The sequence below is a fragment of the Mesorhizobium sp. CC13 genome (assembly GCF_039907765.1).
Classification (GTDB): Bacteria; Pseudomonadota; Alphaproteobacteria; order Rhizobiales; family Rhizobiaceae; genus Aminobacter.
The window spans coordinates 1-24,325 of the sequence record NZ_JARDJI010000020.1 but is presented as its reverse complement, the minus strand read 5'-3'; the positions used below and the strand labels follow the sequence as shown (position 1 = coordinate 24,325).

The following is a 24,325-nucleotide window of genomic DNA, read 5'->3' as shown; positions in this document are numbered from 1 at the left end:
GCGGCAGGTGCCGTGGCGCCAATCCTTCCCCCTCAGACGTAGCGGAACACGCCGATGGCGTAGACCACTGCGAGAGCGAGAGCCCACCACAGGTTGGGTCCGACCAGACCCAACCATGCGAGTTGAATGAAAGCGCTGCCCAGCAGCGACACGAACAGCCTGTCGCCGCGGGTCGTCTCGAAGCGCAGGATGCCGACCCGCGGGTTGCCGCCCGGCGAGAAATATTCCCAGACGGCCATGCCCGCGAGCAGCAGGAAGATGGTGATGAAGAACGTCGCCGTCGGAAGCGTCCATGCCATCCACGAGAAGTTCATGGTCGTTGCTCCTCAGACGCGGCCCAGGGCGAAGCCCTTGGCGATGTAGTTGCGGACGAACCAGATCACGAGCGCACCCGGGATGATGGTCAGCACGCCGGCGGCCGAAAGCACGCCCCAGTCGAGCCCCGAAGCCGAGACGGTGCGGGTCATGATGGCGGCGATGGGCTTGGCGTCGGTGGTCGTCAGCGTGCGGGCGATCAGAAGCTCCACCCACGAGAACATGAAGGTGAAGAAGGCGGCGACGCCGATGCCGCTGGCGATCAGCGGTATGAAGATCTTCACGAAGAAGCGCGGGAAGGAATAGCCGTCGATATAGGCGGTTTCGTCGATTTCCTTCGGCACGCCCGACATGAAGCCCTCGAGGATCCACACCGCCAGAGGCACGTTGAACAGGCAGTGGGCGAGCGCGACCGCGATGTGCGTGTCGATGAGCCCGAAGGCCGAATAGAGCTGGAAGAAGGGCAGGGCGAACACCGCCGGCGGCGCCATGCGGTTGGTGAGCAGCCAGAAGAACAGGTGCTTGTCGCCCAGGAAGCGATAGCGCGAAAAGGCGTAGGCGGCGGGCAGCGCGACCGTGATCGAGATCACGGTGTTCATGACCACGTAGATGATCGAGTTGATGTAGCCCGAATACCAGGAGGAATCGGAGAAGATGACCGCGTAGTTGCGCAGCGTCGGGTTCTGCGGCCAGAGCGAGAAGGTGCCCAGGATCTCCTGGTTGGTCTTGAAGCTCATGTTGATGAGCCAGTAGATCGGCAGCATCAGGAAGACGATGTAGAGGGTGGGCACGACCCACCAGAAGCGCGATTCCTCGCCGCGCCGCTTCATGCGGCGGGCCAGCGCCTCGTCCGAAGCGCCGCCGCGCTGCAGTGCCGTCGCCGTCCCTGCGGTTCGCATGACGCCGTCCTTGTCCGCATTCACGACAGTTTCCCTTGCGCCGCTCATTTCAGCGCTCCGCGTCGTAGTTGGTCATCACGGTGTAGAAGACCCATGACAGCAGGAGGATGATGAGGAAGTAGATGATGGACATCGCCGCGGCCGGGCCGAGGTCGAACTGGCCGACCGCCATCTTGACGAGGTCGATCGACAGGAAGGTGGTCGAATTGCCGGGGCCTCCGCCGGTCACGACGAAGGGCTCGGTGTAGATCATGAACGAGTCCATGAAGCGGAGCAGCACGGCGATGAGCAGAACGCGCTGCATCTTCGGCAGCTGGATGTAGCGGAACACCGCCCAGCGCGAGGCGCCGTCGATCTTGGCGGCCTGGTAGAAGGCGTCCGGGATGGACACGAGTCCGGCATAGCAGAGCAGGACGACCAGGCTGGTCCAGTGCCAGACATCCATGACGATGACGGTGACCCAGGCGTCGAACGGGTCGTTGACGTAGTTGTAATCGAAGCCGAGCGCCGACAGCGTGTAGCCGAGCAGGCCGATGTCGATGCGGCCGAAGACCTGCCAGATCGTGCCGACGACGTTCCACGGGATCAGCAGCGGCAGCGCCATGAGCACCAGGCACACCGGCACCCCCCAGCCCTTGCGCGGCATGTTGAGCGCGATGAAGATGCCGAGCGGGACCTCGATTGCGAGGATGATTGCCGAGAAGATGAGGTTGCGGCCCATCGCTTCCCAGAAGCGGTCGGAACTCAGGATTTCCTCGAACCATTCGCTGCCGGCCCAGAAGAACTGGTTGCCGCCGAACGTGTCCTGGACCGAGTAGTTGACCACCGTCATCAGCGGAATGACCGCCGAGAAGGCGACGAGCACGAGCACCGGAAGCACCATGAACCAGGCTTTGTTGTTCCAGGTCTTTTCCATGGTCAGGCTCCCATCTCGACGCGCCAGGACTTGTCGTAGAGGTTGATGCCGGCCGGATCGAAGCTGACATGCGGGTCGGCCGGCACCTCGTCGTCTTCGCCGATGACGGCCGCGATCTCGCGCCCTTCGAGCCTGGCGCGCACCACCTTGTGGCTGCCGATGTCCTCGACCTTGTGGACCGCTACCGGCATGCCGCTGCGGCCGACCCGCACATATTCGGGCCGGATGCCGAGTTCGATGGCGCCATCGGCGGCCTGCGGCGTGCCCGGCAGATCGATGACGTGTCCGCCGATCCGCGCCTGCCGGCCCTCGACCGATACGGGCATGACGTTCATGCCCGGAGAGCCGATGAAATAGCCGACGAACGTGTGCTTGGGGCGCTCGAACAGTTCGGCCGGCGTTCCGATCTGGACGATCTCGCCGTCGTACATGACGACGACCTTGTCGGCGAAGGTCAGCGCCTCGGTCTGGTCATGCGTGACATAGATCATGGTGTAGCCGAAGCGGCGGTGGAGCTGCTTCAGTTGGGACCGCAGCACCCATTTCATGTGCGGGTCGATGACCGTCAGCGGCTCGTCGAACAGGATGGCGTTGACGTCGGAGCGCACGAGCCCGCGCCCGAGCGAGATCTTCTGCTTCTGGTCGGCGGTCAGTCCGCGCGCCTTGCGCTTCGCCCAGCTCGCGAGGTCGATCATGTCGAGCGTCTCGCGAACCTTGCGGTCGACCTCGGCTTCGGCGACGCCGCGGTTGCGCAAGGGGAAGGCGAGGTTGTCGTAGACCGTCATGGTGTCGTAGATCACCGGGAACTGGAACACCTGGGCGATGTTGCGCTCCTGCGTCGACAGCCGCGTGACGTCCTTGCCGTTGAACAGCAGCTGCCCGTGCGAGGGGTGCAGCAGGCCCGAGATGATGTTGAGCAGCGTGGTCTTGCCGCAGCCGGACGGGCCGAGCAGGGCATAGGCGCCGCCGTCCTCGAAGGTGTGGTGCACTTCCTTGAGCGCATAGTCCTTGCCCGACTTGGGGTTGGGGCCGTAGGCGTGGCGGATGTGGCTGAGGTCGATGCGTGCCATCATGTCCTCCTATGCGGCCAGTTGCTGCGCGGGCATGGCGGCGCGCCCTTCGGCGTCGAACACCATGACGTGGCGCGGATCGATGAACACCTCGATCGTCTCGTCGGGCTCGATGTCCCTGATGCCATGGGTGAGCATTACCCACCGGGCATCGGCGAAGTTGAGATGCACGAAGCTCTCCGAGCCGGTGATTTCCGTGACCGAGACCTTTGCCCTGACGCCCACCGCGTCTGAAGTACGCTTCTCGAAGGAAAGATGGTGGGGCTGGAAGCCGATGGTGTAGCTCGCATCGGCGATGCCGGCCAGTTCGGCGGGAACCGGAAGGCTGACGCCGCCGTCGATGAGGAAGGTTCTGCCGCTCTTCTTCAAAACGATGGTGTTGAGCGGCGGATCGGCGAAGGTCCGGGCGGTGATCAGGTCGTTCGGCTTGCGGAACACCTCGATCGTCGGGCCGAACTGGGTGATCCTGCCCTCCGAAAGGGTCGCGACATTGCCGCCGAGCAGCAGCGCCTCGTGCGGCTCGGTCGTGGCGTAGACGAAGATCGCGCCCGTCTCGGCGAAGATCTTCGGCAGTTCGGCGCGCAGCTCCTCGCGCAGCTTGTAGTCGAGGTTTGCCAGCGGCTCGTCGAGCAGCACCAGCTTGGCGTTCTTGACTATGGCCCGGGCAAGCGCGGTGCGCTGTTGCTGGCCGCCTGAGAGATTGAGTGGCGTGCGGTCGAGATAAGGGGTGAGCTTGAGCAGTTCGGCGGCGCGCCGGACCTCGCGGTCGATGCGCCCCCTGTCGGCGCCGGCGACGCGCAGCGGCGAGGCGATGTTGTCGTAGACGGTCATCGCCGGGTAGTTGATGAATTGCTGGTAGACCATGGCGATGTTGCGCTTCTGGACCGGCACGCCGGTCACGTCGGTGCCGTCGAACCAGACGGAGCCCGAGGTCGGCTTGTCCAGCCCGGCCATAAGCCGCATCAGGCTGGTCTTGCCCGAGAGCGTCGGCCCCAGGAGGACGTTGAGGCTGCCGTGCCGAAGCGTGAGCGACGCGTCGCGGATATGGTCCGCGCCCGCCACCGTCTTCGTTACATTCCTGAGTTCCAGCATTTTTTGCCTCCTCCCGTGGGCAGAACCAGGCCCAAGGCCTATTCCGCCGCGGCGTTGCGTACGCCCGGGCCTATTCCGTGCAGAAATTCTTCGAGGACCGCCTTCTGCTCCTTGCCGAGCTTCAGGCCCCGTTTGGTGCGCCGCCACAATATGTCGTCGGCGGTGACGGCCCATTCCTTGTCGACCAGGTAGCGGACCTCGGCTTCGTAGAGGTCGGCGCCGAAATTGCGCCCGAGGTCGGCTTCGGATTTCGCCAGTCCCAGCAGCACTCTTGCCCGCGTTCCGTAGAGCCGGGTCAGGCGCCGCGCCAGAGGCATTTCCAGGAACGGATAGGCGGCCTTCAGCTTGACAACTTCGGCATCGAAGGCGGTCGCCTCGAACTCGCCGCCGGGCAGCGCCGCGGCCGCGGTCCAGGGCTGGCCCTTCCGACCGAGGTGCTTCTCGACGATATCGAGCATCGACTCGGCGAGACGCCGGTAGGTGGTGATCTTGCCGCCGAAGATGTTGACGATCGGCGCCTGACCGTTGCCGCCGTCCGCCTTCAGCACATAGTCGCGCGTCGCTTCCTGCGCCTTGCTGGCGCCGTCGTCGTAGAGCGGACGCACGCCGGAATAGGTCCAGACGATGTGCTCGGGCCTGACCGGCTCGGCAAAATACTCGCTCGCCGCATCGCAGAGATAGGCGATCTCGGTCTCGCTGATTCTGGCGCTGCGCGGGTCGCCGTCGTAATCCTGGTCGGTCGTGCCGATCAGGGTGAAGTCGTCCTCGTAGGGGATGGCGAAGATGATCCGGCCGTCCTTGTTCTGGAAGAAGTAGGCACGCGGGTCGTCGAACTTCTTGCGCACAACGATGTGGCTGCCCTGCACCAGCCGCACGTTGTGGGCATCCTGTCCCACCGTTTCGGCCAGCACCCGGTCGACCCAGGGGCCGGCGGCGTTGACGATCAGCCGTGCCTTGATCTCGTGGACGGCGCCGCTGCGCAGGTCTTCCGTCCTGACGATCCAGTGGCCGTTTTCGCGCCGTGCGGCCGTGACCTTGGTGCGGGTGCGGATGACGGCGCCGCGGTCGGCCGCGTCGCGGGCGTTGAGCACCACGAGGCGGGCGTCGTTGACCCAGCCGTCCGAATACTCGAAGGCGCGCCTGAAGATCGGCTTCAGCGGCTTGCCGGCCGGGTCGCTGCGCATGTCGAGCGTCCGGGTGGCGGGCAGGAGCTTGCGGCCGCCGATATGGTCGTAGAGGAAGAGGCCGAGCCGCAGCAGCCAGGCGGGCCGCAGGCCCTCCGCGTGAGGTAGCACGAAACGCATCGGCCAGATGATGTGCGGCGCGTTCTTCCACAACACCTCGCGCTCCATCAGCGCCTCGCGCACCAGCCGGAACTCGTAGTGCTCGAGGTAGCGCAGGCCACCATGGATGAGCTTGGTCGAAAACGACGACGTGCCGCTGGCGAGGTCGTCCATTTCGGCGAGGTAGACCGAGTAGCCGCGCCCTGCCGCGTCGCGTGCGATCCCGCACCCGTTGATGCCGCCGCCGATGACGAAAATGTCGTGCAAGTCCTGTCCGCCCACGCCTTCGTCGCCTTTTCGCAGTGCAGCAAAGTTATGCTTTTTCGAAGAGTGAATTGAGGTAAAGCGAAACTCGAACGAATGTCAAACGAAATGTATCGCGCTACGTTACGTCAGCGGTGACGTGCCTGTGAACGTCGAAAGCAGGATGTTCAGCAGCATTGCGTCAAGCTTCGGCGGACGGACGATCGGCCGGTGAACCAGCAAGCGTGCGGTGATATAGGCAAGCGTCTGCCGTCAGGCGCGCGTGCAGGAGGCGCGAAACAGGCCAGGTCGGCCCGTGCAAGGCAGTTGGGCGTGCACGGTTTCGTATCGAGGTGGCGAAATCAAAAGCGAAACTGGATTTCGTGCCGTGGCCGGGCCCTTCGACGTGGACAAACTGCGTGTCAGGGGGCCGATGTGCGTTCAGCCCTTGACCGCGCCTGCCGTCATCGACCCGCTGATCTGGCGATACATGAGAAGGCCGAGCAGCATCGGCGGCAAGGCGCCGACGATCATGACGGCCGAGGCCACGCCCCACTGCACGCCGCCGCCGCTTGCGGCGAAGAAGAACGAGGCGCCGACGGTGATCGGCACGGCCTTGGACGTGGTCAGCATCAGGCCGAACAGGAACTCGTTCCAGGCCGTGATGAAGCCGAAGATCAGGCTGGTGACGATGGCCGGGCGGCAGAGCGGCGCGATCACCCTGGTCAGGATCTGGAAGCGCGTCGCGCCGTCCATCAGCGCCGCTTCGTCGAGCTCGCCCGGCAGGTCGCGGATGGCGTTGACCAGGATGACGAGGGCCAGCGGCAGGTTGACGATGGTCAGGATCAGGCCGAGGCCGAGGCGCGTGTCGAGCAGCGAAAGCCACTGGAACATCATGTAGAGCGGGATGGCGAAGATGATCAGCGGCACGGCGCGCAAATTGACGATGAAGGGCAGGAGCGTGCGCTCGCCAAGCTTGCCGCGGGCGATCGCATAGGCGGCGGGCAAGGCGAGCGCTACCGCCAGCAACGTGCCGAGGGCGGCGACCGCGACGCTGTTCATCAGGTAGAGGAAGATGTTCAGCCGGTCGGAGACGGTGAAGACGGTCGCGTAGTTGTCGAGCGTAGGCGCATAGACCCAGAGGCCGGGATTGGTGGACAGCTCGCGCGCGCTCTTGAACGAGGTCGACAGCGTGACGAGGATCGGGAAGTTCATCGCCAACGCCGCGACGGCGAAGACGATCCAGCGAAGGGCGTTGATCATCAGCGGGCTCCCTTGCGGCTCGCGGCGATGGCGTTGAGGCCGTAGAGGACCGCGAACGACACCACGAACAGGATGACGGAGGCCGCGACTGCCTTGCCGATTGCGCCCTGCTTGAAGAAGGCCTCGTAGATGTAGATAGACAGAGAGGCTGTGGAGCCGCCGGGGCCGCTGCCGGTCAGCACATAGACGTTGTCGAAGACGCGGAAGCCGTCGATGAAGCGGATGAGCAGCGCGACCACGATGGTCGGCGCCATCAACGGCAGCTCGATGTACCAGAGACGATGGCGGTAGCGCGCGCCGTCCATGGCCGACGCCTCGACGATCTCCCTGGGGATGGCCTGGTAGGCCATGTAGAAGAGCAGGAAGGCAAACGGCGTCCACTGCAGCGTCTCGACGACGATCAGCGTCCAGAAGGCCGAAGCTGGTCCGAGGAACGAAAAACTCGCGCCGAACCAGGTCCAGAGATAATAGGGCACCGGGCCGACGAACTCGTGCAGCACGAGGCGGTACATCAGGCCGACGAGTGCCGGCGCCACCATCAGCGGCAGCATCAGGATCGCCATCAGCCAGCTGCGCTTTTCAATGAGAGGCGAAAGGAAGATGGCGAGGAACAGGCCGAGCGCGCATTCGAGCACGGCCGTCAGCAGGCCGAAGCGGAACGAGAACCAGCTGGCCTGCCAGAACGACGAGTCGTTCCAGACGGCGGCGAAGTTGGAGAAGCCGGTGATCTCGGGGCTGCGCAGGCTCTCGAAACTGACCTCGGAGACCGAATAGACGAGATTGACGATCGCCGGGAAGCCCAGGAAGACGAGCAGGAACAGCACCAGCGGGGTTGCCAGCAGGCGGAATTCGGACGAGGGGGCGCGTTGCGATAGCGTTGACATCAATCGATCTAAGGCTGGCTTCCAATGGAAGCAATGGTCGCTGGCCGGACCCGGCGGCGGTGGCGTCTGTATGTATTCAGGACTCGGCACCTCGGACCCGCGCGGGGCGGAATAGGTGCCAGGATCGCCCTTTCGTCATGCCATGGGCATGGAGGCGCAGGGAGGTGCCGAATCCTGAACCTGTGGGAATGGCCGGTGGCAGCTGGTGCCGCCACCGGCCATGCCGTTACTTGAGCAACTCGGTCATGCCCTTCTCGGTGTTGGCAAGGGCGTCGTCGAGCGACTGCTGGCCCGACCAGTAGCCGGTGAACTCCTTGGCCTGGAGCTCGTAGACCGAGAGCGCCTTGGCCGAGGTGCCGCCGTTCATGACGTAGCCATACTTGCTGGCGAACTCGCCGAGCGTGACGAGGTCGGGACGTTTGGCCGCGACTTCCTTGACGATGTCGGGCGTGAGCGCCGGGGCACCGCTGTTCGTGGCGTAGATGAGGGCGGCTTCCTTCGACGACAGCCACTTGATGAAGGCCTTGGCGCCATCCTTGTTCTCGGCGTTCTTGTTGAGGCCGAAGCCGAGGCCGTGGATGTGGGTGAAGCGGCCTTCGGGGCCGGCAGGCGGCGCGATGGTCTCGGTGACCTCGGCGACGGTCGGCGACTTCTCCTTCGAAGTCAGGTCGGAGGCCGCGGCGTTCCACTGCACCATGGCAGCGACCTGTCCGGACGCGTAGGCGGCATTGGCCTCGGCGAATTCGTAGGACAGCGAGTCACGCGGGGTGGCGCCGGCGTCATAGAGCAGCTTGTAGGTCTCGAGGCCCTTGCGATAGGCGTCTGAGTTGACCGTGACCTTGCCGCCCGCGTCCATCCAGTTGCCGCCATAGGAACGCGGCAGCGACTGGAACACCATCATGTTGAACAGCAGGTTCTTGAGCTGCAGCACGGTGCCGTAGCGGGTCGGGCTGTCGGGGTTCACGGCCTGGGTGAAATAGAGCGCGGTCGCGGCATAGTCGTCCCAGGTCCACTCGTCCGGGTTCTTCGGCTCGAGCTTCTTGCCGAGATGCTTTTCCGAGATTTCGGCGAACTTGGCCTTGGCCGCGTCGTCCTTCATCAGGGCGTCGATCAGGTCCTTGCGGTAGTACATGAAATGCAGCGACAGGTCGGTCGGAACGCCGAACTGCTTGCCTTCGTACTGCATGGTGGTGAGCACGGAGTCGCCATAGACCGCTTTGGCTTCATCCGACAGCTCGACCGGCTCCATGAACGGCGCGTAGCGGCCGATCGAATAGGTGGCGAGCAGGTTGACGTCGAAGGCCTTCGAGCCGGCGGCGAGGTCGGCCTGCAGCTTGTCCCAGAAACCGTCGCGGTTGAAGAACAGCAGCTCGACCTTGTTGGCGTCCGAGGTGTCCGACTTGGCGTTGTAGGCGTCGGCGGCGGCGCGCAGCGCGGTTTCTTCCGGGCCGCCCGGCCAGCCGAGCACGGTCACCTTGGCGAAGGCGGGGCTCGCCAGCAGGCTGGCGATCGCAGCCGCGATCAGGCCGCCTTTTCGCACGTTGGAAAATGTCATCTGGTGTTCTCCCTCTTGGTCAATTCTGACGTTTTGCTAGATCCGCGATGCCCACGACGCCGGCGCTCTCTGCGAGTGCTGCGGCGTGAAGTTGCGGGGTGAGCCGTGGCGGCAGGCTTCCCAGCGCCTGCCGTACGGATTCGAGATAGCCCGGAGCAAGGCCGATGCCGCCGCCGATGACGATGCGGGCAGGGTCGAGCACCAGCTGGATGTTGCGGCACAGGAGCGCGGTCTGGCGCACCGAGGCCTGGATGATGTCCTTCGCCCAAGCCTGGCCGGTCGCAGCCGCCTCGAAGACTTCGCGCGCGCTGGCGCCTGCGTGGTGGGGGGCAGCCTGCGCGGCGATCCAGTTGCCGGAGACGTGGTCCTCGAGCACGCCGGCATCCTCTTTCAGGCTGCGCAGCAGGCCGAAATGGCCGGCGAGCCCGCCGAGCAGGCGGCCGTTGACGACGATGCCGCCGCCGATGCCGGTGGAGATGGTCAGGAAGACGAGGTCCTGGCCCTGTCCTGCGCCGAAGGAATGTTCGCCCCAGGCGGCAGCCTGCGCGTCGTTGGCGGCGAGAACGGCGTCCGTGCCGGCGAGACGCCTGACGGTTTCGACCAGCGGGAAGCGGTCGGGGATGTCGAGTGTCTTGCGGTTGAGCGGCGACCACAAGCCGTCGTCGATGATGCCGGTGACGGCGACGCCTACCGTTGCGTAGCGACCCTTCCAGCCGGAAATCGCGTCGAACAGGGCCGTCAGCCACTGCTCGGGATCGCCGCTGCGCGGGGTCGGCATCCTGTGCGTCTCGACCACAGCGTCGCCGCGCACGAGGGCCGCGAGCATCTTGGTGCCGCCGATGTCGAGGGCGAGGACGGTGTCGGCCACGGCGATCAGGCTCCGGCCTTGGCGATGGTTTCGTCGAGTGCGGCGCGGAACCAGGAGGTCACGTATTCCGGCCGGGTGATGGCCGAACCGACAACGACCATCGAGGCGCCCGACGCCGCCGCTTGCTGAGCTTGGGCGGGGGTGCGGACATTGCCCTCGGCAACCACATGCGGCGTGAGCCGGCGCATGGCCGCGATCAGCGCGAAATCGGGCTCGGTCGGCTCGACCGAGCCGGTGTAGCCGGCAAGCGTGGAGCCGACGACGTCGGCGCCTTCGGCCAGCGCCTGTTCGGCGTCGGAGACGATGGAACAATCGGCCATGGCGGCGCGGCCATGCGAATGGATGCGTTCGATGATCGCCCTGGTCGTGACCGGGCGGACGCGCTGGGTGGCGTCGAAGGCGATCACGTCGGCGCCAGCCCTGGCGAGCGCGTCGACGTCCTCCAGCCAGGGGGTGATGCGGACGGGCGTGTCTTCGAGGTCGCGCTTGACCAGGCCGATGATCGGCTTGTCGGTGGCGGCGCGGACGGCGGCGACATACTCCGCCGACTCGATGCGCAGGGCTGCGGCGCCGCCGTCGATGGCCGCCAGCGCGAAGCCCACGACCATCTCCGCCTTGTCCATGGCGCCATCCTTCACGGGCTGGCAGGACACGATGAGACCATTGTCGAGGGCTTTGAAGTCAAGCGGCACGCGGGCATCTCCTGTGATGCCCAGACGGTAGCAATATAAGACCAGATTGCAACAGGCTTTAAACTGGTATTATCGCATCAGTTCGATCACGAAGTCGTAGACGTCGCCGCGGTACTTGGTCTGGGTGAATTCGACGATCTGGCCGTCGGCGAGGAAGCAGCGGCGCTCCATGACGAGCAGCGAGGTGTCCTCCGGCGTGTCGAGAAGCTGGCGCTCCTCGTCGGTGGCGGGTTTGGCCTGCATGCGCTGCAGCGCCCGCACGGGCAGGGCGCCGGTTGCTTCGAGATATTCGTAGAGCGATTCCTTCACCGCCTGGGGATCGGGCACGAAGCGGGCCGGCAGCGTGGCGATCTCGATGGCGATGGGCGTGTCGTCGGCCGTACGCAGGCGGCGCAGGCGAACCACCTTTTCGCTGCCGGAGATGCCCAGCGCCATCATTTCCGCCGGCGAAGGTCGTGAAATCTCTCGCGAAATCCACACGCAGCCGGGCTCCAGCCCGCGCGAGCGCATGTCCTCGGAAAAGCTGGTCATGGTCGCCAGCGACTTCTCCAGGCGCGACGAGACCACGGTCTTGGCGCCCTGGCGGCGGTCGAGCAGTCCGTCGGAGACGAGCCCGTCGATGGCCTTGCGCACGGTGACGCGGGAGATGCCGAGCGCGTCGCACAAGGTGCGCTCGCTCGGGATGACGGCGTTACGCTTGAGTTGGGCGGTGGAGATCGCCTGCTTGATGGCATCTTCCAGTCGGCGGTACAGCGGTTCGCCGCTCTCGCCCGAAAGCTCGCTTGCGAGGAAGTCGAGGATTGCCTGATCGCTCATCGGAGCCACCCGTTTGAAGATGGCTCCTTTATGCAGAATTTTTTTCAGGTGTTAAACTGGTATTGTTCTTGTAGGCGCAATTGCCCGGTTCCGCCCGCCAAGGCGGGCATGCCGGGCGCGACGGCGCCCGGCATGGAAGCCTCATTCGGTGAAGAAGGCGAAGCGGATGATGAACAAGGCTGCGACGAGCCAGGTTGCGGCATGCACCTGGCCGGGGCGTCCCGTCAGGGTCTTCAGGACCGCGTAGCTGACGAAGCCGAAGGCCAGGCCGTTGGCGATCGAGTAGGTGAAGGGCATCATCAGCGCGGTGAGTGCTGCCGGGATGGCTTCGGTGACGTCTTCCCACTCGACCTCGACCAGTTCGCGCATCATCAGGCCGGCGACGTAGAGCAGGGCGGGGGCGGTGGCGTAGGCCGGCACCGAACCCGCCAGCGGCGAGAAGAACAGGGCTGCAAGGAACAGCAGCGAGATGACCAGCGCTGTCAGCCCGGTGCGGCCGCCGGCCTGGACGCCGGAGGCGCTTTCGACATAGGCGGTGGTGCTGCTGGTCCCGAGCAGCGAGCCGGCGACGATCGCCGTGCTGTCGGCGAGCAGGGCGCGGCCGAGGCGGTTGGGCTTGCCGGGCTCGATCAGGCCGGCGCGCTTGGCGACGCCGATCAGCGTGCCGGTGGCGTCGAACACCTCGACCAGCACGAACACCAGGATCACGTGCACCAACCCTGCGTTCAGGGCGCCGACGACGTCGAGCTGCAGGAAGGTCGGCAGGATCGACGGCGGCATGGAAACGATGCCGTTGAACTGGCTGACGCCCAGCGCCATCGACAGTACCGTGATGACGAGGATGCCGATCAGGATGGCGCCGCGCACCTTGAGCGCGTCGAGCGCGGCAATGATGAAGAAGCCGAGGATAGCGAGCAGCGTGCCGGTCTGGCTGAGGTCGCCGAGCGTCACCAGCGTCGCCGGGCTGTCGACGACGATGCCCGAGCTTTTCAGCGCGATGATGCCGAGGAACAGGCCGATGCCGGCCGCGATGGCGCTGCGCATCGAGTGCGGGATGCCGGCGATCAGCCAGCTGCGCACGCCGGTGACCGTCAGGATCAGGAAGATGACACCGGAGATGAACACCGCGCCCAGCGCCTGCTGCCAGGTGAAACCCATCGCGCCCACGACGGTGAAGGCGAAGAAGGCGTTGAGGCCCATGCCCGGCGCCATGCCGATCGGCCATCTGGCGACCACGCCCATGATCATCGAGCCGAGCGCTGCCGCAAGGCAGGTGGCCACGAAGACGGCGCTGCGATCCATGCCCGTAGACGAAAGGATCTCGGGATTGACGAAGATGATGTAGGACATCGTCAGGAAAGTGGTGATGCCCGCGATCACCTCCGTCCGCACGGACGAGCCCTGCTCCTCCAGGTTGAAGAACTTTTCGACCACTTTTCTACCTCCCATGCGGTGCGCCGGGCGCGCAGGCGGCGAAGCGAGCCATGACAATGACACGGATCGCGTACCGCCCCTGCTAGCTCTGGAGCACCGGGTCTGCCGGCATTCGGCGCTGCTTCAGCGCACTCTTCCCACGCCGGCGGCGACAACACATTTGGCGCAAGGCAAGCCGCCCGCCCAAATCGTCCCTAAAATCCGCCGGTTGGAATTTTCGCACAAGTGCCGGAACGGTTAATTCTGCGCGAAGCAGTTTCGCCATTTTCCGAACGGATCGCGCCCCTGGCGGCGTGCGTCGAGGCTCTTTTTGGAAGGTCATCGGGATCGAGGTCGGTCCGCCCCGAATTCCGGCCGGTCAAGGCTTCGATCATCAATGGCTGATGCTCGCATGGATGGCAACGCAAGGGCAGGGGGAGAGTTTGTAGGCTGATGGTTGTGCCCGCTGCCGACGCCATCGTGTGACTTGCGTGGGGCTTCGGCCGGGGGACGTTCGGCATTGGCACGGGCGAGACCAGCGTCCAGGGCATGCCATCCATAACCACATGGAATGCGTTCGCAGAGGCATGTTATGATGTGGGCCCGCCGGTTGCGGGCTATCCTCGACGAGATTAGGTCGTTGGGCTTGTCTGATTGGAGGATAAAGATGATCAGCCGACGTTCACTCTTGGCCGCCCTGGGAATACTGGCTGTCGCCAGCTTCGCCGAGGGTGGTTTGGTTGCCCCCGCACGTGCCCAGGAGAAGCAGGTCAAGCTGCAACTCGCCTGGCTCTACAATGCGGCGTCGGCCGGCGAAATCGTCGCCTTGAAGAAAGGCTATTTCGCCGAAAAGGGTCTTGCCGTGGAGATCCTTCCCGGCGGTCCGAACTCCAACACGGTGCAGGAAACGCTCTCGGGCGTGGCGCAGATTGCGACTGCCTATGCGCCGGAGATCATGTATGCCGCAAACCAGGGGCTGCCGATCAAGACCTTCGGCGCCGCCTTCCAGAAGGCGCCGCTGACTTTCTATTCGCTCGGCGAAGCCAACATCAAATCAGTGGTCGACTGGAAGGGCAAACGCATCGGCGCAAGCCAGGGCGCGACCGCCCAGGTGAAGGCCGTGCTCGACCACAGCGGCCTGAAGTTCGAGGACATCACCTTCATCCAGGCCCAGATTCCGGGACTTCTCCAGGATCAGGTCGACGTCGTCGCCTCCTGGCCGACCAACGTCGCCCAGAATGCCCCGATCCTGCAGCATCCAGGCGGCTACAACACCCAGAGCATCTGGGACAACGGGCTGCAGTTCCAGTCCAACTACTACATCGCGCGCTCCGACCTGATCGAGTCCGACGGCGACATGCTGGCGAAGTTCCTCGAGGCCTGCGACAAGGGCTGGGCCTATGCGGCAGACCATCCGGAGGAAGCCATCGACATGGTCGCCTCGATGTCGAGCGCCATCGAGAAGGACAAGGAACTCGCCTCCCTCAAGGTGATCGTGGCCGACTACATCTACACCGATGAAACGCGCGAGTATGGCTTTGCCAATATCAGCAAGGACCGTTGGAACGCCACGCTCCAGACCTACGCGAAGATCGGCGAGATCAAGCCCGAGCTAACCGCGGAAGATGTGTTCGACGGCCGTGCTCTCGCAGCTGCGAAGAGGACGAAGCGGTGAACGCGATGGCCCAGGCTGCCGTGGCCGCCGGCCTTGGCGAAGTTGGCGCTGCCCCGGCGAGGAACGCCATCGAGATCGATAACGTGGCCGTGACATTCGGCGGCAGCTCGAAAGCCGTGCGCGCCATCGACAATGTCTCGCTGGCGGTCCGCGAAGGTGAATTCGTCTCCCTGATCGGGCATTCGGGCTGCGGCAAGTCCACATTGCTGCGCACCATCGCCGACATCATCGAACCTTCGGAGGGCAAGGTCAGGATCTTCGGCGGAACGCCGTCTGCCGCACGTGCCTCCCGCACCTTCTCCATGGTCTTCCAGCAATCGGTGCTGATGCCTTGGGCCAAGGTGATCGACAATGTCCGGCTGCCGTTCGAGGTGGGTGGGGCAAATCCGAAGGCCGGCAATTTCATGGATCCGCGCGAAGCGCTGAAGCTCGTCGAGCTGGAGGGCTTCGAGGATGCGCTGCCCTCGGAGCTGTCGGGCGGCATGCGCCAGCGCGTGTCGATCGCGCGCGCCCTTGTCACTCGGCCGAAGGTTCTGCTGATGGACGAGCCCTTCGGGGCGCTCGATGAGCTGGTGCGCGACACGCTGAACGTCGAGCTGCTGCGCATCTGGAAGCAGAGCGGCATGACCATCGTCTTTGTCACGCATTCGCTGCAGGAGGCCGTTTTCCTGTCGCAGCGCGTCGTGGTGATGAGCCGCCGCCCCTCCAGGATCGGCGGGATATTGGAGGTCGACCTTCCGGAAGAGCGTGGCCTCGCCCTGAAGGACGCCCCGGAACTTGGCCACCACGTCGCCAAGCTGCGCGACATGCTGGGAGCTGGATAAGCCATGAGCCTTGATCGTTCAGTCGACACTGCCTCCGCCCCGTTGCCCCGCTTCTGGAGCATCCTCCCAAGCCCGGAAGCGACGCGGGCACTCGGCATGGCAGTGCTGGGATTATCCCTCACGCTGGTCATCTGGCAGCTGGTCATAACCCTGTTCAAGGTGCCGCCCTATCTCGTGCCGGCGCCGACGGACGTGGCCGGTGCGCTGTCACGGGACCTGCCGCTGCTTCTCGAAGCCGCCGTTCCGACGATCACCGAGGCTTTCCTGGGCTTCCTGCTGGGCAATACGGTGGCGCTGCTGGTTGCCGTTTCCTTCGTCTATAACAAGGCCGTCGAGGAGATGTTCTATCCCGTGGCGATCCTGATCAAGACGATCCCGATCGTGGCGATTGCACCCGTGCTCAAGATCATCCTCGGCAACGGCATCGAGCCGAAGATCGTCATTGCGGCGCTGATCTGCTTCTTCCCGACGCTGGTCAACTCGGTCCGCGGCTTCCGGGCGGTCAATCCGCAGCTGCTGGAACTGATGCGGGTGCTGTCCGCTTCCAAGACCGAGGTCTTCCTGCGCATCCGCATCTACAGCGCGATGCCTTACATCTTCTCGGCGCTGAAGATCTCGGTGACGATGTGCGTGCTCGGCGCGATCGTCGGCGAATGGATCGGGGCCAACCAGGGCATCGGCTATCTGCTGCTCCAGAGCATGTTCGACTTCAACACGCCCCGGCTCTTCGCGACGATCCTGACTGCCTCCGTCATCGCGATCACCGGTTTCGCGATCGTCTCGATACTCGAGAAGTGGATCATCCGCTGGGATCCCGGCGTGGCCATGTAAGCCGCCGCAAACCCAACCCGCCGACAGGCGGGTCGGGCCGTGCCTGAATGGGTGCCGCGTGCGCGCCGGGCGACATGCGGCATCGCCGGTTCACCTTGAATTCGAGGCGTTTCCAGATGTCCAACGACCGCAGCACAGGCCGTGTCGGCCGCACCTATCATGAGTCCGACAACTGGTTCGAAACGAGACCCAGGCCGGCTGCGGACAGCCCGAACGTCATCTATGTCATCCTCGACGACGTTGGCTATGCCGACCTCGGCTGCTTCGGGTCGGAGATCCGCACCCCCAATTTCGATCGGCTTGCCAGGAACGGGCTTCGCTACAGCAATTTCCACACCACCACGATGTGTTCGCCGACGCGGGCGTGCCTGCTCACCGGACGCAACCACCATTCCGTCGGCATGCGCTGCCTTGCCAATTTTGACTTCGGCTACCGCAACGGTCGTGGTTCGATCTCGCATCGGGCGGCGACGATCGCCGAGATGCTGGGTGGCGCCGGCTATGCCAATTTCGCGGTCGGCAAGTGGCATGTCGCGCAAACGGATGAGATCACCGCCGTCGGGCCGTTCGACCAGTGGCCGCTCGGTCGCGGATTTCATCGCTTCTACGGCTTCATGAATGGCAGCACCGACCAGTACTACCCCGAACTGGTCGAGGACAACCACGCGGTCGCCCAGCCGAATACACCGGAAGGAGGCTATCACCTGACGGCCGACCTGGTGGACAAGGCGATCGAGATGCTCGGCACACACGTCTCGCTGGCACCCGAGACGCCGTTCTTCCTGAACCTTGCTTTCTCGGCCGGGCATTTCCCGCATCAGGTGCCCAAGGCCTACATGGATCGCTACGAGGGCGTCTGGGACTGCGGCTGGGACGTCGTCCGGCAAAAGCGGCTCGACCGGCAGAAGGCGATGGGCCTGGTGCCGGCCTCGACCGAACTGCCGCCCGATGCCCCGGGGGTCGAAGACTGGGACCAGCTCTCGGCCGACCAGAAGAGGGTCGCCGTCAGGCTGCAGCAGGCCTACGCTGGCTTCCTCGAATACACCGACGAGCAACTGGGCCGGCTTCTCGATTTCATCGAGACCACCGGCAAGCTCGACAACACATTGATCGTGGTCATCTCCGACAACGGCGCTTCCATCGACTGCGGCCCGGAGGGCACGACCAATGTGCTCAGGCGCTTCAATCAGATACCCGAGTCGTTCGAACGCAACCTTGCCGAAATCGATGAAATCGGCGGCCCGCGGAGCAACAGCAACTATCCGTGGGGATGGGCCCAGGCCAGCAACACGCCGCTGCGCTTGTTCAAGTCCTTCACCCATGGCGGCGGCGTACGCGACCCGATGATCGTGTCATGGCCCAGGCGCATCGCCGACAAGGGCAGCATCCGCCACCAGTTTCACCATGTCGTCGACATCACTCCGACCGTGCTCGAAGTCTGCGGGGTGGAGGCGCCGGAAGTCTACAAGGGCGTCAGCCAGATGCCGGTGCACGGCACCAGCTTCGCCTATACCTTCGATGCGCCCGATGCAGATACGCGCAAGGACGCCCAGTATTTCGAAATGTTCGGCCACCGCGGCATCTGGCACAAGGGCTGGAAAGCCGTCACCAAGCACAAGCGCGGAGACGACTTCGAGCTCGACGATTGGGAGCTCTACAAGCTAGACGAGGATTTCAACGAGACCCGTAATCTGGCGGGCGAGCATCCCGCCAAGCTCCGCGAGATGACGGAGCGCTGGTGGGCGGAGGCCGGCAGGTACGACGTCATGCCTCTCGATGACAGGGAGGTCCGTTTCCGGGCCAAGGCAAAGCCCGACTCGATCCGGTCGCGCAACAGCTATGTCTTCTTTCCGCAGCTCGAGTCGATCCCGTCGTCGGCAGCACCCCTGACCCAGGACACTTCGCACCGGATCACCGCCGAGGTAACGATCGATCCGGAATCGGAAGGGACGATCGTCAGCTACGGCAATTGCGGCGGCGGCTATGTCCTCTATTTGAGGGACGGCCGGCTCACCTATGCCTACAACCATGTCGGCGAGGTCACTCGCCTGGTTTCGGCGCCGCTGACGGATTTCGGCACCGTCTCGCTCGGCTTCGAGTACAGGAAGACCGGCATGCTCAGGGGCAATGGCGCCCTCCTGGTGAACGGGGTGCGGCAGGCCGGCGACCGCGAACACCAGACCCTACAGCGCATCTCGCTCGCGCCGATGTTCATCGGCCGCAGCGGAATGCCGCCCGTGTGCGACGCCATCGAGGGCGAGTTCCGGTTCAGGGGTAAACTCCATCGGCTGGTGATCGAGCTCGGCGACGATCGCGAGATCGTGCCGCCCGACGGCGACATCGACTGACGCGCCGGGGAACGCCGCCTATTCGGCGGCGCTCGGCAGGCTGCGCAACCCCCTGTCCTCGAACACCTCGACCATTGCCTTCATTAGGCCGCTATGGGCAGGAAGCCTGTCCATGCCCTGGCGGAACACGAAGCCCAGATCGTACTGGAAGATCTCCTTGTCGGTCTTGAGCACCTTCAGCCCATGTCCGATCGGGCTGCTCGCCACCATCGTCGATTCATAGAACAGGTAGTCGCCCGAGCGGGCCAGCTCCGCGCAGGTGTAGATCGAGCTTGTTTCGAGCAGGTATCGGGGAGGGGGAGCGCCCCGTTCCTTCAGCCAGTCGGAGAGCATCTTCAGCACGTCCCTGTTCAGGTTGAAGGACACGAACGGGTAGCTGACAAGCTCCTTTGGATCGACCGGCCCCTCGATCTTGGCGAGAGGATGATGCTCGGCGCACATGATGCCCAGCTGCGCCTTGGCGACGCGGCGCGAGGTGAAACCCGGCAGCCTGCTCTTGGCGATGACGGCGCCCGCGAAGATGTCGACGCGCCCGAGCCTCAGATCCTCGATAAGCTGGTCGACCGATCCGGTCTGCACCGAAAGGCGATGGCGTGGAAAACGCCTATGGAAGCGGGAGGCTGCCGCCGGCAGGATGGTCGAAGACCAGATCGGCCCCGCCGCGACCCTGATTGTGGCATCCTGCTCGGACAGCAGGTTGCGTATCTCCTGCACCGCATGCTCGTATTCGAGCCCGATGATCTGGGCCCGATTGAAGAAGGCCTGTCCGGTGGGTGTGAGGTCGGCGCCGCCGGAGTGCCTTTCGAAGAGGCGCGTGCCGAGCATTTCTTCGAGCCGCTTGATGTTCTTGGACAGCGCTGGCTGGGAGATGCGCAACCGCTTTGCCGCCTTCGAAATTCCCTTGTCTTCTGCGACCATGACGAAGTGCTTGAGGAGGGTGAGATTGGGGACTTCGAACGACATGGCGTGCGCCTGGCTCATAACCAATTGGAATTGCCTTCAAGCCTAAATGTATTGGCTCGTGCCCGGGCTTTGTCAAATAATCCAACCATGGCTTGGAGCCGAAAATCCAGGCGTCACCAGGAAATGCCTCGATGCCGTGTTGTTCACCAGTCCGGGAAAGCGAGCTGCAACAGGTCCCGGTGCACGAGTCCAGGCCGGGGCCCCGCAGGACGGACAGCTCGGACATGGCCGCCGTTCCCGCCGGCAGCTGGCACATCGGCTATGACGGCCCGGAAGCCTATCCGGAGGACGGCGAGGGGCCACGGCGGACGGTCACAAGCCCCGGCTTCCTGATCGATCGAACGGCCGTAACGAACCATGCCTTTGCCGGCTTCGTGGAAGCGACGGGCTATTTGACCGAGGCGGAGCGCATCGGCTGGTCCTTCGTCTTCTATGCCCAGCTCCACCCGAGCGCCGAAAGGGACGTGCTGTCGCTGCAGACGGGTTCGCCGGAATGGTGGCTGCCCGTGAAGGGGGCAAGCTGGGCGATGCCCGACGGGGCCGGTTCGGATTGGCGCGACCGAGAGGATCATCCGGTCGTGCACGTTTCCTGGAACGACGCCGTGGCCTATGCGGCCTGGAGCGGCAAGCGGCTGCCGACGGAGATCGAATGGGAAATCGCCGCCCGAGCCGGGCTTGAGGACAAGATCTATCCCTGGGGCAATGAGCTTGTCGAGGAGGACAGGCATCGCTGCAACATCTGGCAGGGAAGCTTCCCCTTCGACAATTCGGCCGAGGACGGCTTCCTGTCGACGGCACCGGCGAATGCCTTCGAACCCAACGGCTACGGCCTCTTCAACATGGTCGGCAACGTCTGGGAATGGACGGCCGACAGCTGGTCGGCGAGCCGGCCCCAGCTCAAGGCCATGCGCGGCGGCTCCTATCTCTGCCACCGCAGCTACTGCAACCGCTACCGCGTCTCGGCGCGCACTTCCAACGCCGTCGAGGCAGCCTCGAGCCACCTAGGTTTCCGCTGCGCCGCCGATCTCAGCGCGAGTGCGACCTGAGGGCCGATTTCTGATTTCGAGGAACTGCAATGAAACATGACAAGTTTCCCGGCCATGTCGGCCGGACCGTCGCGGAATCGACGCCGTGGTGGCCGACGAGCTGCAATCACAAGGAGCAGAAGCCCAATATCGTCGTCGTCGTCCTGGACGATACCGGCTGGGCCGACTTTGGCTGCTTCGGCTCGGAAATCCGCACGCCGACCATCGACAGGCTGGCCGCGCGCGGACTGCGCTATACCAACTTCCATGTCACGCCTCTCTGTTCGCCGACCCGCACCTGCCTGCTGACCGGGCGCAACCACCATGCCGTCGGCATGCGTTTCCTGTCCGACACCGACACCGGCTTTCCCAATTCGCGCGGCTGCATCGACCGCGACGTGGCATTGTTGCCGGCGATGCTGCGCGAGCAGGGCTACGGCAGCTATCTCGTCGGTAAGTGGCATCTGACGCCGTCGCATGAAATCTCGCCGGCCGGCCCCTATCACAACTGGCCGCTCGGTCGCGGCTTCGATCGCTTCTACGGCTTCCTGCCCGGCTGCACGGATCAGATGACGCCGGAACTGTGCGAGGACAACCACCAGGTCGACCGCGAGTTCGGCGAAGGCTATCACCTCACCGAGGACCTGGTGGACCGCGCCATCGCCTATGTCCGCGACCACACGGTCTTCCGCGACGAGGAGCCCTTCTTCCTGCAACTGGCCTTCGGCGCCACGCACGCGCCATTCCAGGCGCCACGCTCGTTCATCGAGCCCTATGTCGACGTCTTCGCCAAGGGTTGGGACGCCACACGCGAAGACCGGCTGCAGCGGCAGAAGGAGCTTGGGATCGCGCCGGACGAGGCGGAACTCGCGCCGCGCAACGAGGAGGTCGCCGCCTGGGACACGCTCTCCGACGACCAGAAGCTGCTCTATACCCATCTTCAGGCGGCCTATGCAGGCTTCCTCGAGCATACCGACGTGCATCTCGGCCGCCTGGTCGACGAGTTGGAAAGGCTGGGCGAACTCGACGACACGCTGATCATCGTCCTGTCCGACAACGGCGCCAGCCGCGAAGGCGGCAAGGACGGCGCGGTCGACACCAACGCCCCGTACAGCGGCATGCCGCAGAGCGTCGAGGAACAGCTCGGGCATCTCGATCAGATCGGCACCCGCCATGGCGGAGCGCACTATCCGCAAGGCTGGGCCATGGCCGGCAACACGCCCTTCCGCCGCTACAAGCAGCATGTCGATCTCGGCGGCGTGCGTTCTCCCATGGTCGTGTCCTGGCCCGGTGGCATCGCCTCCTGCGGCGAAGTCCGGACGCAGTTCTCCCATGTCATCGACCTTGCTCCGACAATCATGTCGTTGGCGGGCCTCGGCCAACCGCTGCCTTGTGACGGCCGCAGCATCGCGTCGACCTTCGCCGACGCCGACGCGCCTGCGCCGCGCGCCACGCAGTATTGGGAGAACCTCGGTCACCGGGCCCTCTGGCACGAGGGCTGGAGGGCGGTCACCGAACATCGACAGGGAGATGCCTACGAAGACGATTGCTGGCGGCTCTACGACACGGAAGGCGATTTTTCTGAATCGCAGGATCTTGCAGGACAGGAACCTGACCTGCTCAAGGAAATGATCGGCCGCTGGTGGCAGGAGGCCGAGGCCAACAACGTCCTGCCGCTCGATGACCGTACCCTTGTGCAGCTGCTGCGCGCCCGGCCGCCGATCGGCCTGATGTCGCGCGACAGGCTCGTCTTCCGTCCCGGCCAGAGCCATGTTCCGATCAGCAGCATGATCACCGGCTCGGAGCGTTCGATGGTCGTCACCGCCTCGTTCCGCGGTCGCGCCGCGGGTGAAGAGGGGGTCCTGGTCTCGAGCGGCGACAATCGCGGCGGCTACGTGCTCTATGTGAAGGACGGGCGGCTGGTCTTCGAGCACGTCCAGCTCGGCAACCGCACCGTCTGCATCGCCGATGCCGCCCTTCCAGGCGGAACCTTCGAAGCCGGATTCGCCCTTCACGACAGACAGGGCCATTCTGCCGAGGTCGCCCTGCTGCACGGTCGGCGAAAGGTGGGGTCGACGCGCATTCCCAGGACCGCCGCGCATCTGTCGTTCTGGGGAATTGATGTCGGCTCGGACACCGCCGACCGGGTTTCCCACGCCTATCCCGCCGATTTCCCCTATCGGGCGAAATCGTTCCAGTTGCTGACAGTGGATTTCCTCGACCAGCCGCTGGTAGAAGAGGTGGCCGAGGCGATGGAGAGCGCCGAATGATGCCGCTGCAAGTCCTCATCGACGTCGATACCGGCGTCGATGATGCGCTGGCGCTCGCTTTCGCGGCGCTTCACCCCGCGATCAATCTCCGGGCGGTGACCTGCGTGGCCGGCAACGCGTCGCTCGACGATGTCTTTCGCAACACGCGTGCAGTCCTTTCCATCGCCGGGGCCGGAAGCGTTCCGGTCGCCCGCGGCGCTTCCCGCCCCTTGATCGCGGCCCCGCGCGATGCCGCCCACGTCCATGGCCGAAACGGGCTCGCCGGCCTGGAACTCGACGTGCCGGAGGAGCGCAGTTCGGATGTGCATGCCGTGGAACTCATGCGCCAGCAGATCCTCGCGAGCCCGACGCCGCCCGTCCTGATCGCTCTTGCGCCGCTGACCAATGTGGCGCTGCTCGTCCGCATGTATCCCGAGGTTGCAGCGAGGCTCGAGAGGATCGTCTTCATGGGCGGAAGCGCAAGCGTGGGCAACGCCACGCCAGTCGCCGAATTCAACACCTGGGCCGATCCGGAAGCCGCGGCAATCGTCGTCGAAAGCGGCATCCCGACGATGATGTACGGGCTCGACGTCTTCTACAGTGCCGCCGTATCCGAAGCCGACGTGGCTGCACTGGAGGCATCGAGCCTTCCGGTAGCGCAATTATGTGCGAAGCTCTTCCGCCATCTTGCGGTCAAGGACGCCGGCCAGAAGCGCATCCCTGCAGGCACGATCGCAGCGCTTGGCGACGCCGGCACCGTCTGTTCGGTCGTCGATCCGGAAGGCCTGACGACGCGCCGGTTTCCGGTCAGCGTCTGCACCGACGGATCACGCTCGCGCGGCCAGACGATCGTCGATCGCCGGTCTCATCGCGGCGAATCCGAGCTGAATGGCGCAAGCCTTGGCCAGCCCATGGATGTAGCCTTTGCGGTCGACGGTGGTCGCTTTGCAAAGCTCTACCGCCGGACAATCCTTGGCACCCTCGAAGGTTGAGACGATGCAGATAGTCGGGGAGGTTGTGAAGCCAGCCATCGTGACGCCGCTGGCGTCGCGGCAGGCTGCGAATGTCTCGGAGGGCCATGGTGTGGTGCGCAATCCGGGG

21 protein-coding genes are annotated in these 24,325 nt (G+C 64.6%); 7 read left to right on the top strand and 14 right to left on the bottom strand.

All coding sequences use genetic code 11. The features are described from left to right. Positions 1-32 precede the first annotated feature (32 nt). The 13 genes from PV773_RS21135 to PV773_RS21075 all read right to left on the bottom strand — a co-directional run bounded on the left by PV773_RS21135 (position 33) and on the right by PV773_RS21075 (position 13,330). Positions 33-314, bottom strand: coding sequence for a DUF2160 domain-containing protein (locus PV773_RS21135; protein ID WP_347968255.1), 282 nt, complete (start codon positions 312-314; stop codon positions 33-35). Between the two features lie 12 nt (positions 315-326). After that, positions 327-1,145 carry a carbohydrate ABC transporter permease gene (locus PV773_RS21130; RefSeq protein ID WP_347968305.1) on the bottom strand — a complete coding sequence of 273 codons (819 nt, stop codon included), beginning with the start codon at positions 1,143-1,145 and terminating at the stop codon, positions 327-329. 118 nt (positions 1,146-1,263) lie between these two features. Further along, entirely contained in the window at positions 1,264-2,130 is an 867-nt protein-coding gene (locus PV773_RS21125) for a sugar ABC transporter permease (protein ID WP_347968254.1), read from the bottom strand. Between the two features lie 2 nt (positions 2,131-2,132). Further along, positions 2,133-3,200 carry an ABC transporter ATP-binding protein gene (locus PV773_RS21120; protein WP_347968304.1) on the bottom strand — a complete coding sequence of 356 codons (1,068 nt, stop codon included), beginning with the start codon at positions 3,198-3,200 and terminating at the stop codon, positions 2,133-2,135. Positions 3,201-3,209: 9 nt separating this feature from the next. Beyond that, positions 3,210-4,292 (bottom strand): ABC transporter ATP-binding protein, encoded by a 1,083-nt coding sequence (locus PV773_RS21115; protein WP_347968253.1) that lies wholly within the window; start codon positions 4,290-4,292, stop codon positions 3,210-3,212. A gap of 38 nt (positions 4,293-4,330) precedes the next feature. After that, positions 4,331-5,842: a glycerol-3-phosphate dehydrogenase gene (gene glpD / locus PV773_RS21110; protein ID WP_347968252.1), complete on the bottom strand. Its 1,512-nt coding sequence runs from the start codon at positions 5,840-5,842 to the stop codon at positions 4,331-4,333. 417 nt (positions 5,843-6,259) lie between these two features. After that, on the bottom strand, positions 6,260-7,081 hold the full coding sequence (locus PV773_RS21105; RefSeq protein WP_347968251.1) for a carbohydrate ABC transporter permease: 822 nt from the start codon (positions 7,079-7,081) through the stop codon (positions 6,260-6,262). Further along, entirely contained in the window at positions 7,081-7,965 is an 885-nt protein-coding gene (locus PV773_RS21100) for a sugar ABC transporter permease (protein WP_347968250.1), read from the bottom strand. Before PV773_RS21100 ends, PV773_RS21105 begins: the two co-directional genes overlap by 1 nt. Before the next feature lie 226 nt (positions 7,966-8,191). Next, the gene (locus tag PV773_RS21095) at positions 8,192-9,520 is read right to left on the bottom strand and encodes an extracellular solute-binding protein (protein ID WP_347968249.1); all 1,329 of its coding nucleotides are present in this window, start codon (positions 9,518-9,520) and stop codon (positions 8,192-8,194) included. Positions 9,521-9,539: 19 nt separating this feature from the next. Continuing rightward, positions 9,540-10,388 carry an ROK family protein gene (locus tag PV773_RS21090; RefSeq protein ID WP_347968248.1) on the bottom strand — a complete coding sequence of 283 codons (849 nt, stop codon included), beginning with the start codon at positions 10,386-10,388 and terminating at the stop codon, positions 9,540-9,542. A 5-nt stretch (positions 10,389-10,393) separates the two neighbouring features. Continuing rightward, entirely contained in the window at positions 10,394-11,080 is a 687-nt protein-coding gene (locus PV773_RS21085; protein ID WP_347968247.1) for a putative N-acetylmannosamine-6-phosphate 2-epimerase, read from the bottom strand. 69 nt (positions 11,081-11,149) lie between these two features. Next, positions 11,150-11,896: a GntR family transcriptional regulator gene (locus PV773_RS21080; protein WP_347968246.1), complete on the bottom strand. Its 747-nt coding sequence runs from the start codon at positions 11,894-11,896 to the stop codon at positions 11,150-11,152. 141 nt (positions 11,897-12,037) lie between these two features. Beyond that, positions 12,038-13,330, bottom strand: coding sequence for an NCS2 family permease (locus PV773_RS21075; protein ID WP_347968303.1), 1,293 nt, complete (start codon positions 13,328-13,330; stop codon positions 12,038-12,040). A 646-nt stretch (positions 13,331-13,976) separates the two neighbouring features. Between PV773_RS21075 and PV773_RS21070 the strand changes: the two genes are divergently transcribed. From PV773_RS21070 to PV773_RS21055, 4 genes are all read left to right on the top strand, one after another. Then, the gene (locus PV773_RS21070) at positions 13,977-14,984 is read left to right on the top strand and encodes an ABC transporter substrate-binding protein (RefSeq protein WP_347968245.1); all 1,008 of its coding nucleotides are present in this window, start codon (positions 13,977-13,979) and stop codon (positions 14,982-14,984) included. Positions 14,985-14,989: 5 nt separating this feature from the next. Further along, on the top strand, positions 14,990-15,808 hold the full coding sequence (locus PV773_RS21065) for an ABC transporter ATP-binding protein (RefSeq protein ID WP_347968302.1): 819 nt from the start codon (positions 14,990-14,992) through the stop codon (positions 15,806-15,808). A gap of 3 nt (positions 15,809-15,811) precedes the next feature. Beyond that, positions 15,812-16,639, top strand: a complete 828-nt coding sequence (locus PV773_RS21060) for an ABC transporter permease (RefSeq protein WP_347968244.1) — start codon at positions 15,812-15,814, stop codon at positions 16,637-16,639. A gap of 116 nt (positions 16,640-16,755) precedes the next feature. Beyond that, positions 16,756-18,987, top strand: a complete 2,232-nt coding sequence (locus PV773_RS21055; RefSeq protein WP_347968243.1) for an arylsulfatase — start codon at positions 16,756-16,758, stop codon at positions 18,985-18,987. A gap of 18 nt (positions 18,988-19,005) precedes the next feature. Here the strand turns inward: PV773_RS21055 and PV773_RS21050 are convergent, their stop codons facing one another. Beyond that, complete coding sequence (locus tag PV773_RS21050) at positions 19,006-19,950, bottom strand: LysR family transcriptional regulator (RefSeq protein ID WP_347968242.1); 945 nt, start codon at positions 19,948-19,950, stop codon at positions 19,006-19,008. Between the two features lie 224 nt (positions 19,951-20,174). Here PV773_RS21050 and PV773_RS21045 point away from each other — a divergent pair, with 224 nt between their 5' ends. Genes PV773_RS21045 through PV773_RS21035 form a run of 3 tightly spaced genes read left to right on the top strand, consistent with a single transcriptional unit; the run spans position 20,175 to position 24,216 of the window. Then, the gene (locus tag PV773_RS21045) at positions 20,175-20,996 is read left to right on the top strand and encodes a formylglycine-generating enzyme family protein (protein ID WP_347968241.1); all 822 of its coding nucleotides are present in this window, start codon (positions 20,175-20,177) and stop codon (positions 20,994-20,996) included. Between the two features lie 29 nt (positions 20,997-21,025). After that, entirely contained in the window at positions 21,026-23,245 is a 2,220-nt protein-coding gene (locus PV773_RS21040) for an arylsulfatase (protein ID WP_347968240.1), read from the top strand. Further along, a complete protein-coding gene (locus PV773_RS21035; protein ID WP_347968239.1) occupies positions 23,242-24,216 on the top strand; it encodes a nucleoside hydrolase in 975 nt (324 codons plus the stop codon). Before PV773_RS21040 ends, PV773_RS21035 begins: the two co-directional genes overlap by 4 nt. Positions 24,217-24,325 lie beyond the last annotated feature (109 nt).

Bases quoted from the DNA above. Each gene is read 5' to 3' on its own strand.
- PV773_RS21135 (WP_347968255.1), bottom strand. From the start codon at position 314: ATGAACTTCTCGTGGATGGCATGGACGCTTCCGACGGCGACGTTCTTC.
- PV773_RS21130 (WP_347968305.1), bottom strand. From the start codon at position 1,145: ATGAAGCGGCGCGGCGAGGAATCGCGCTTCTGGTGGGTCGTGCCCACC.
- PV773_RS21125 (WP_347968254.1), bottom strand. From the start codon at position 2,130: ATGGAAAAGACCTGGAACAACAAAGCCTGGTTCATGGTGCTTCCGGTG.
- PV773_RS21120 (WP_347968304.1), bottom strand. From the start codon at position 3,200: ATGGCACGCATCGACCTCAGCCACATCCGCCACGCCTACGGCCCCAAC.
- PV773_RS21115 (WP_347968253.1), bottom strand. From the start codon at position 4,292: ATGCTGGAACTCAGGAATGTAACGAAGACGGTGGCGGGCGCGGACCAT.
- PV773_RS21105 (WP_347968251.1), bottom strand. From the start codon at position 7,081: ATGATCAACGCCCTTCGCTGGATCGTCTTCGCCGTCGCGGCGTTGGCG.
- PV773_RS21100 (WP_347968250.1), bottom strand. From the start codon at position 7,965: ATGTCAACGCTATCGCAACGCGCCCCCTCGTCCGAATTCCGCCTGCTG.
- PV773_RS21095 (WP_347968249.1), bottom strand. From the start codon at position 9,520: ATGACATTTTCCAACGTGCGAAAAGGCGGCCTGATCGCGGCTGCGATC.
- PV773_RS21080 (WP_347968246.1), bottom strand. From the start codon at position 11,896: ATGAGCGATCAGGCAATCCTCGACTTCCTCGCAAGCGAGCTTTCGGGC.
- PV773_RS21070 (WP_347968245.1), top strand. From the start codon at position 13,977: ATGATCAGCCGACGTTCACTCTTGGCCGCCCTGGGAATACTGGCTGTC.
- PV773_RS21065 (WP_347968302.1), top strand. From the start codon at position 14,990: ATGGCCCAGGCTGCCGTGGCCGCCGGCCTTGGCGAAGTTGGCGCTGCC.
- PV773_RS21060 (WP_347968244.1), top strand. From the start codon at position 15,812: ATGAGCCTTGATCGTTCAGTCGACACTGCCTCCGCCCCGTTGCCCCGC.
- PV773_RS21055 (WP_347968243.1), top strand. From the start codon at position 16,756: ATGTCCAACGACCGCAGCACAGGCCGTGTCGGCCGCACCTATCATGAG.
- PV773_RS21050 (WP_347968242.1), bottom strand. From the start codon at position 19,950: ATGTCGTTCGAAGTCCCCAATCTCACCCTCCTCAAGCACTTCGTCATG.
- PV773_RS21045 (WP_347968241.1), top strand. From the start codon at position 20,175: ATGGCCGCCGTTCCCGCCGGCAGCTGGCACATCGGCTATGACGGCCCG.
- PV773_RS21040 (WP_347968240.1), top strand. From the start codon at position 21,026: ATGAAACATGACAAGTTTCCCGGCCATGTCGGCCGGACCGTCGCGGAA.
- PV773_RS21035 (WP_347968239.1), top strand. From the start codon at position 23,242: ATGATGCCGCTGCAAGTCCTCATCGACGTCGATACCGGCGTCGATGAT.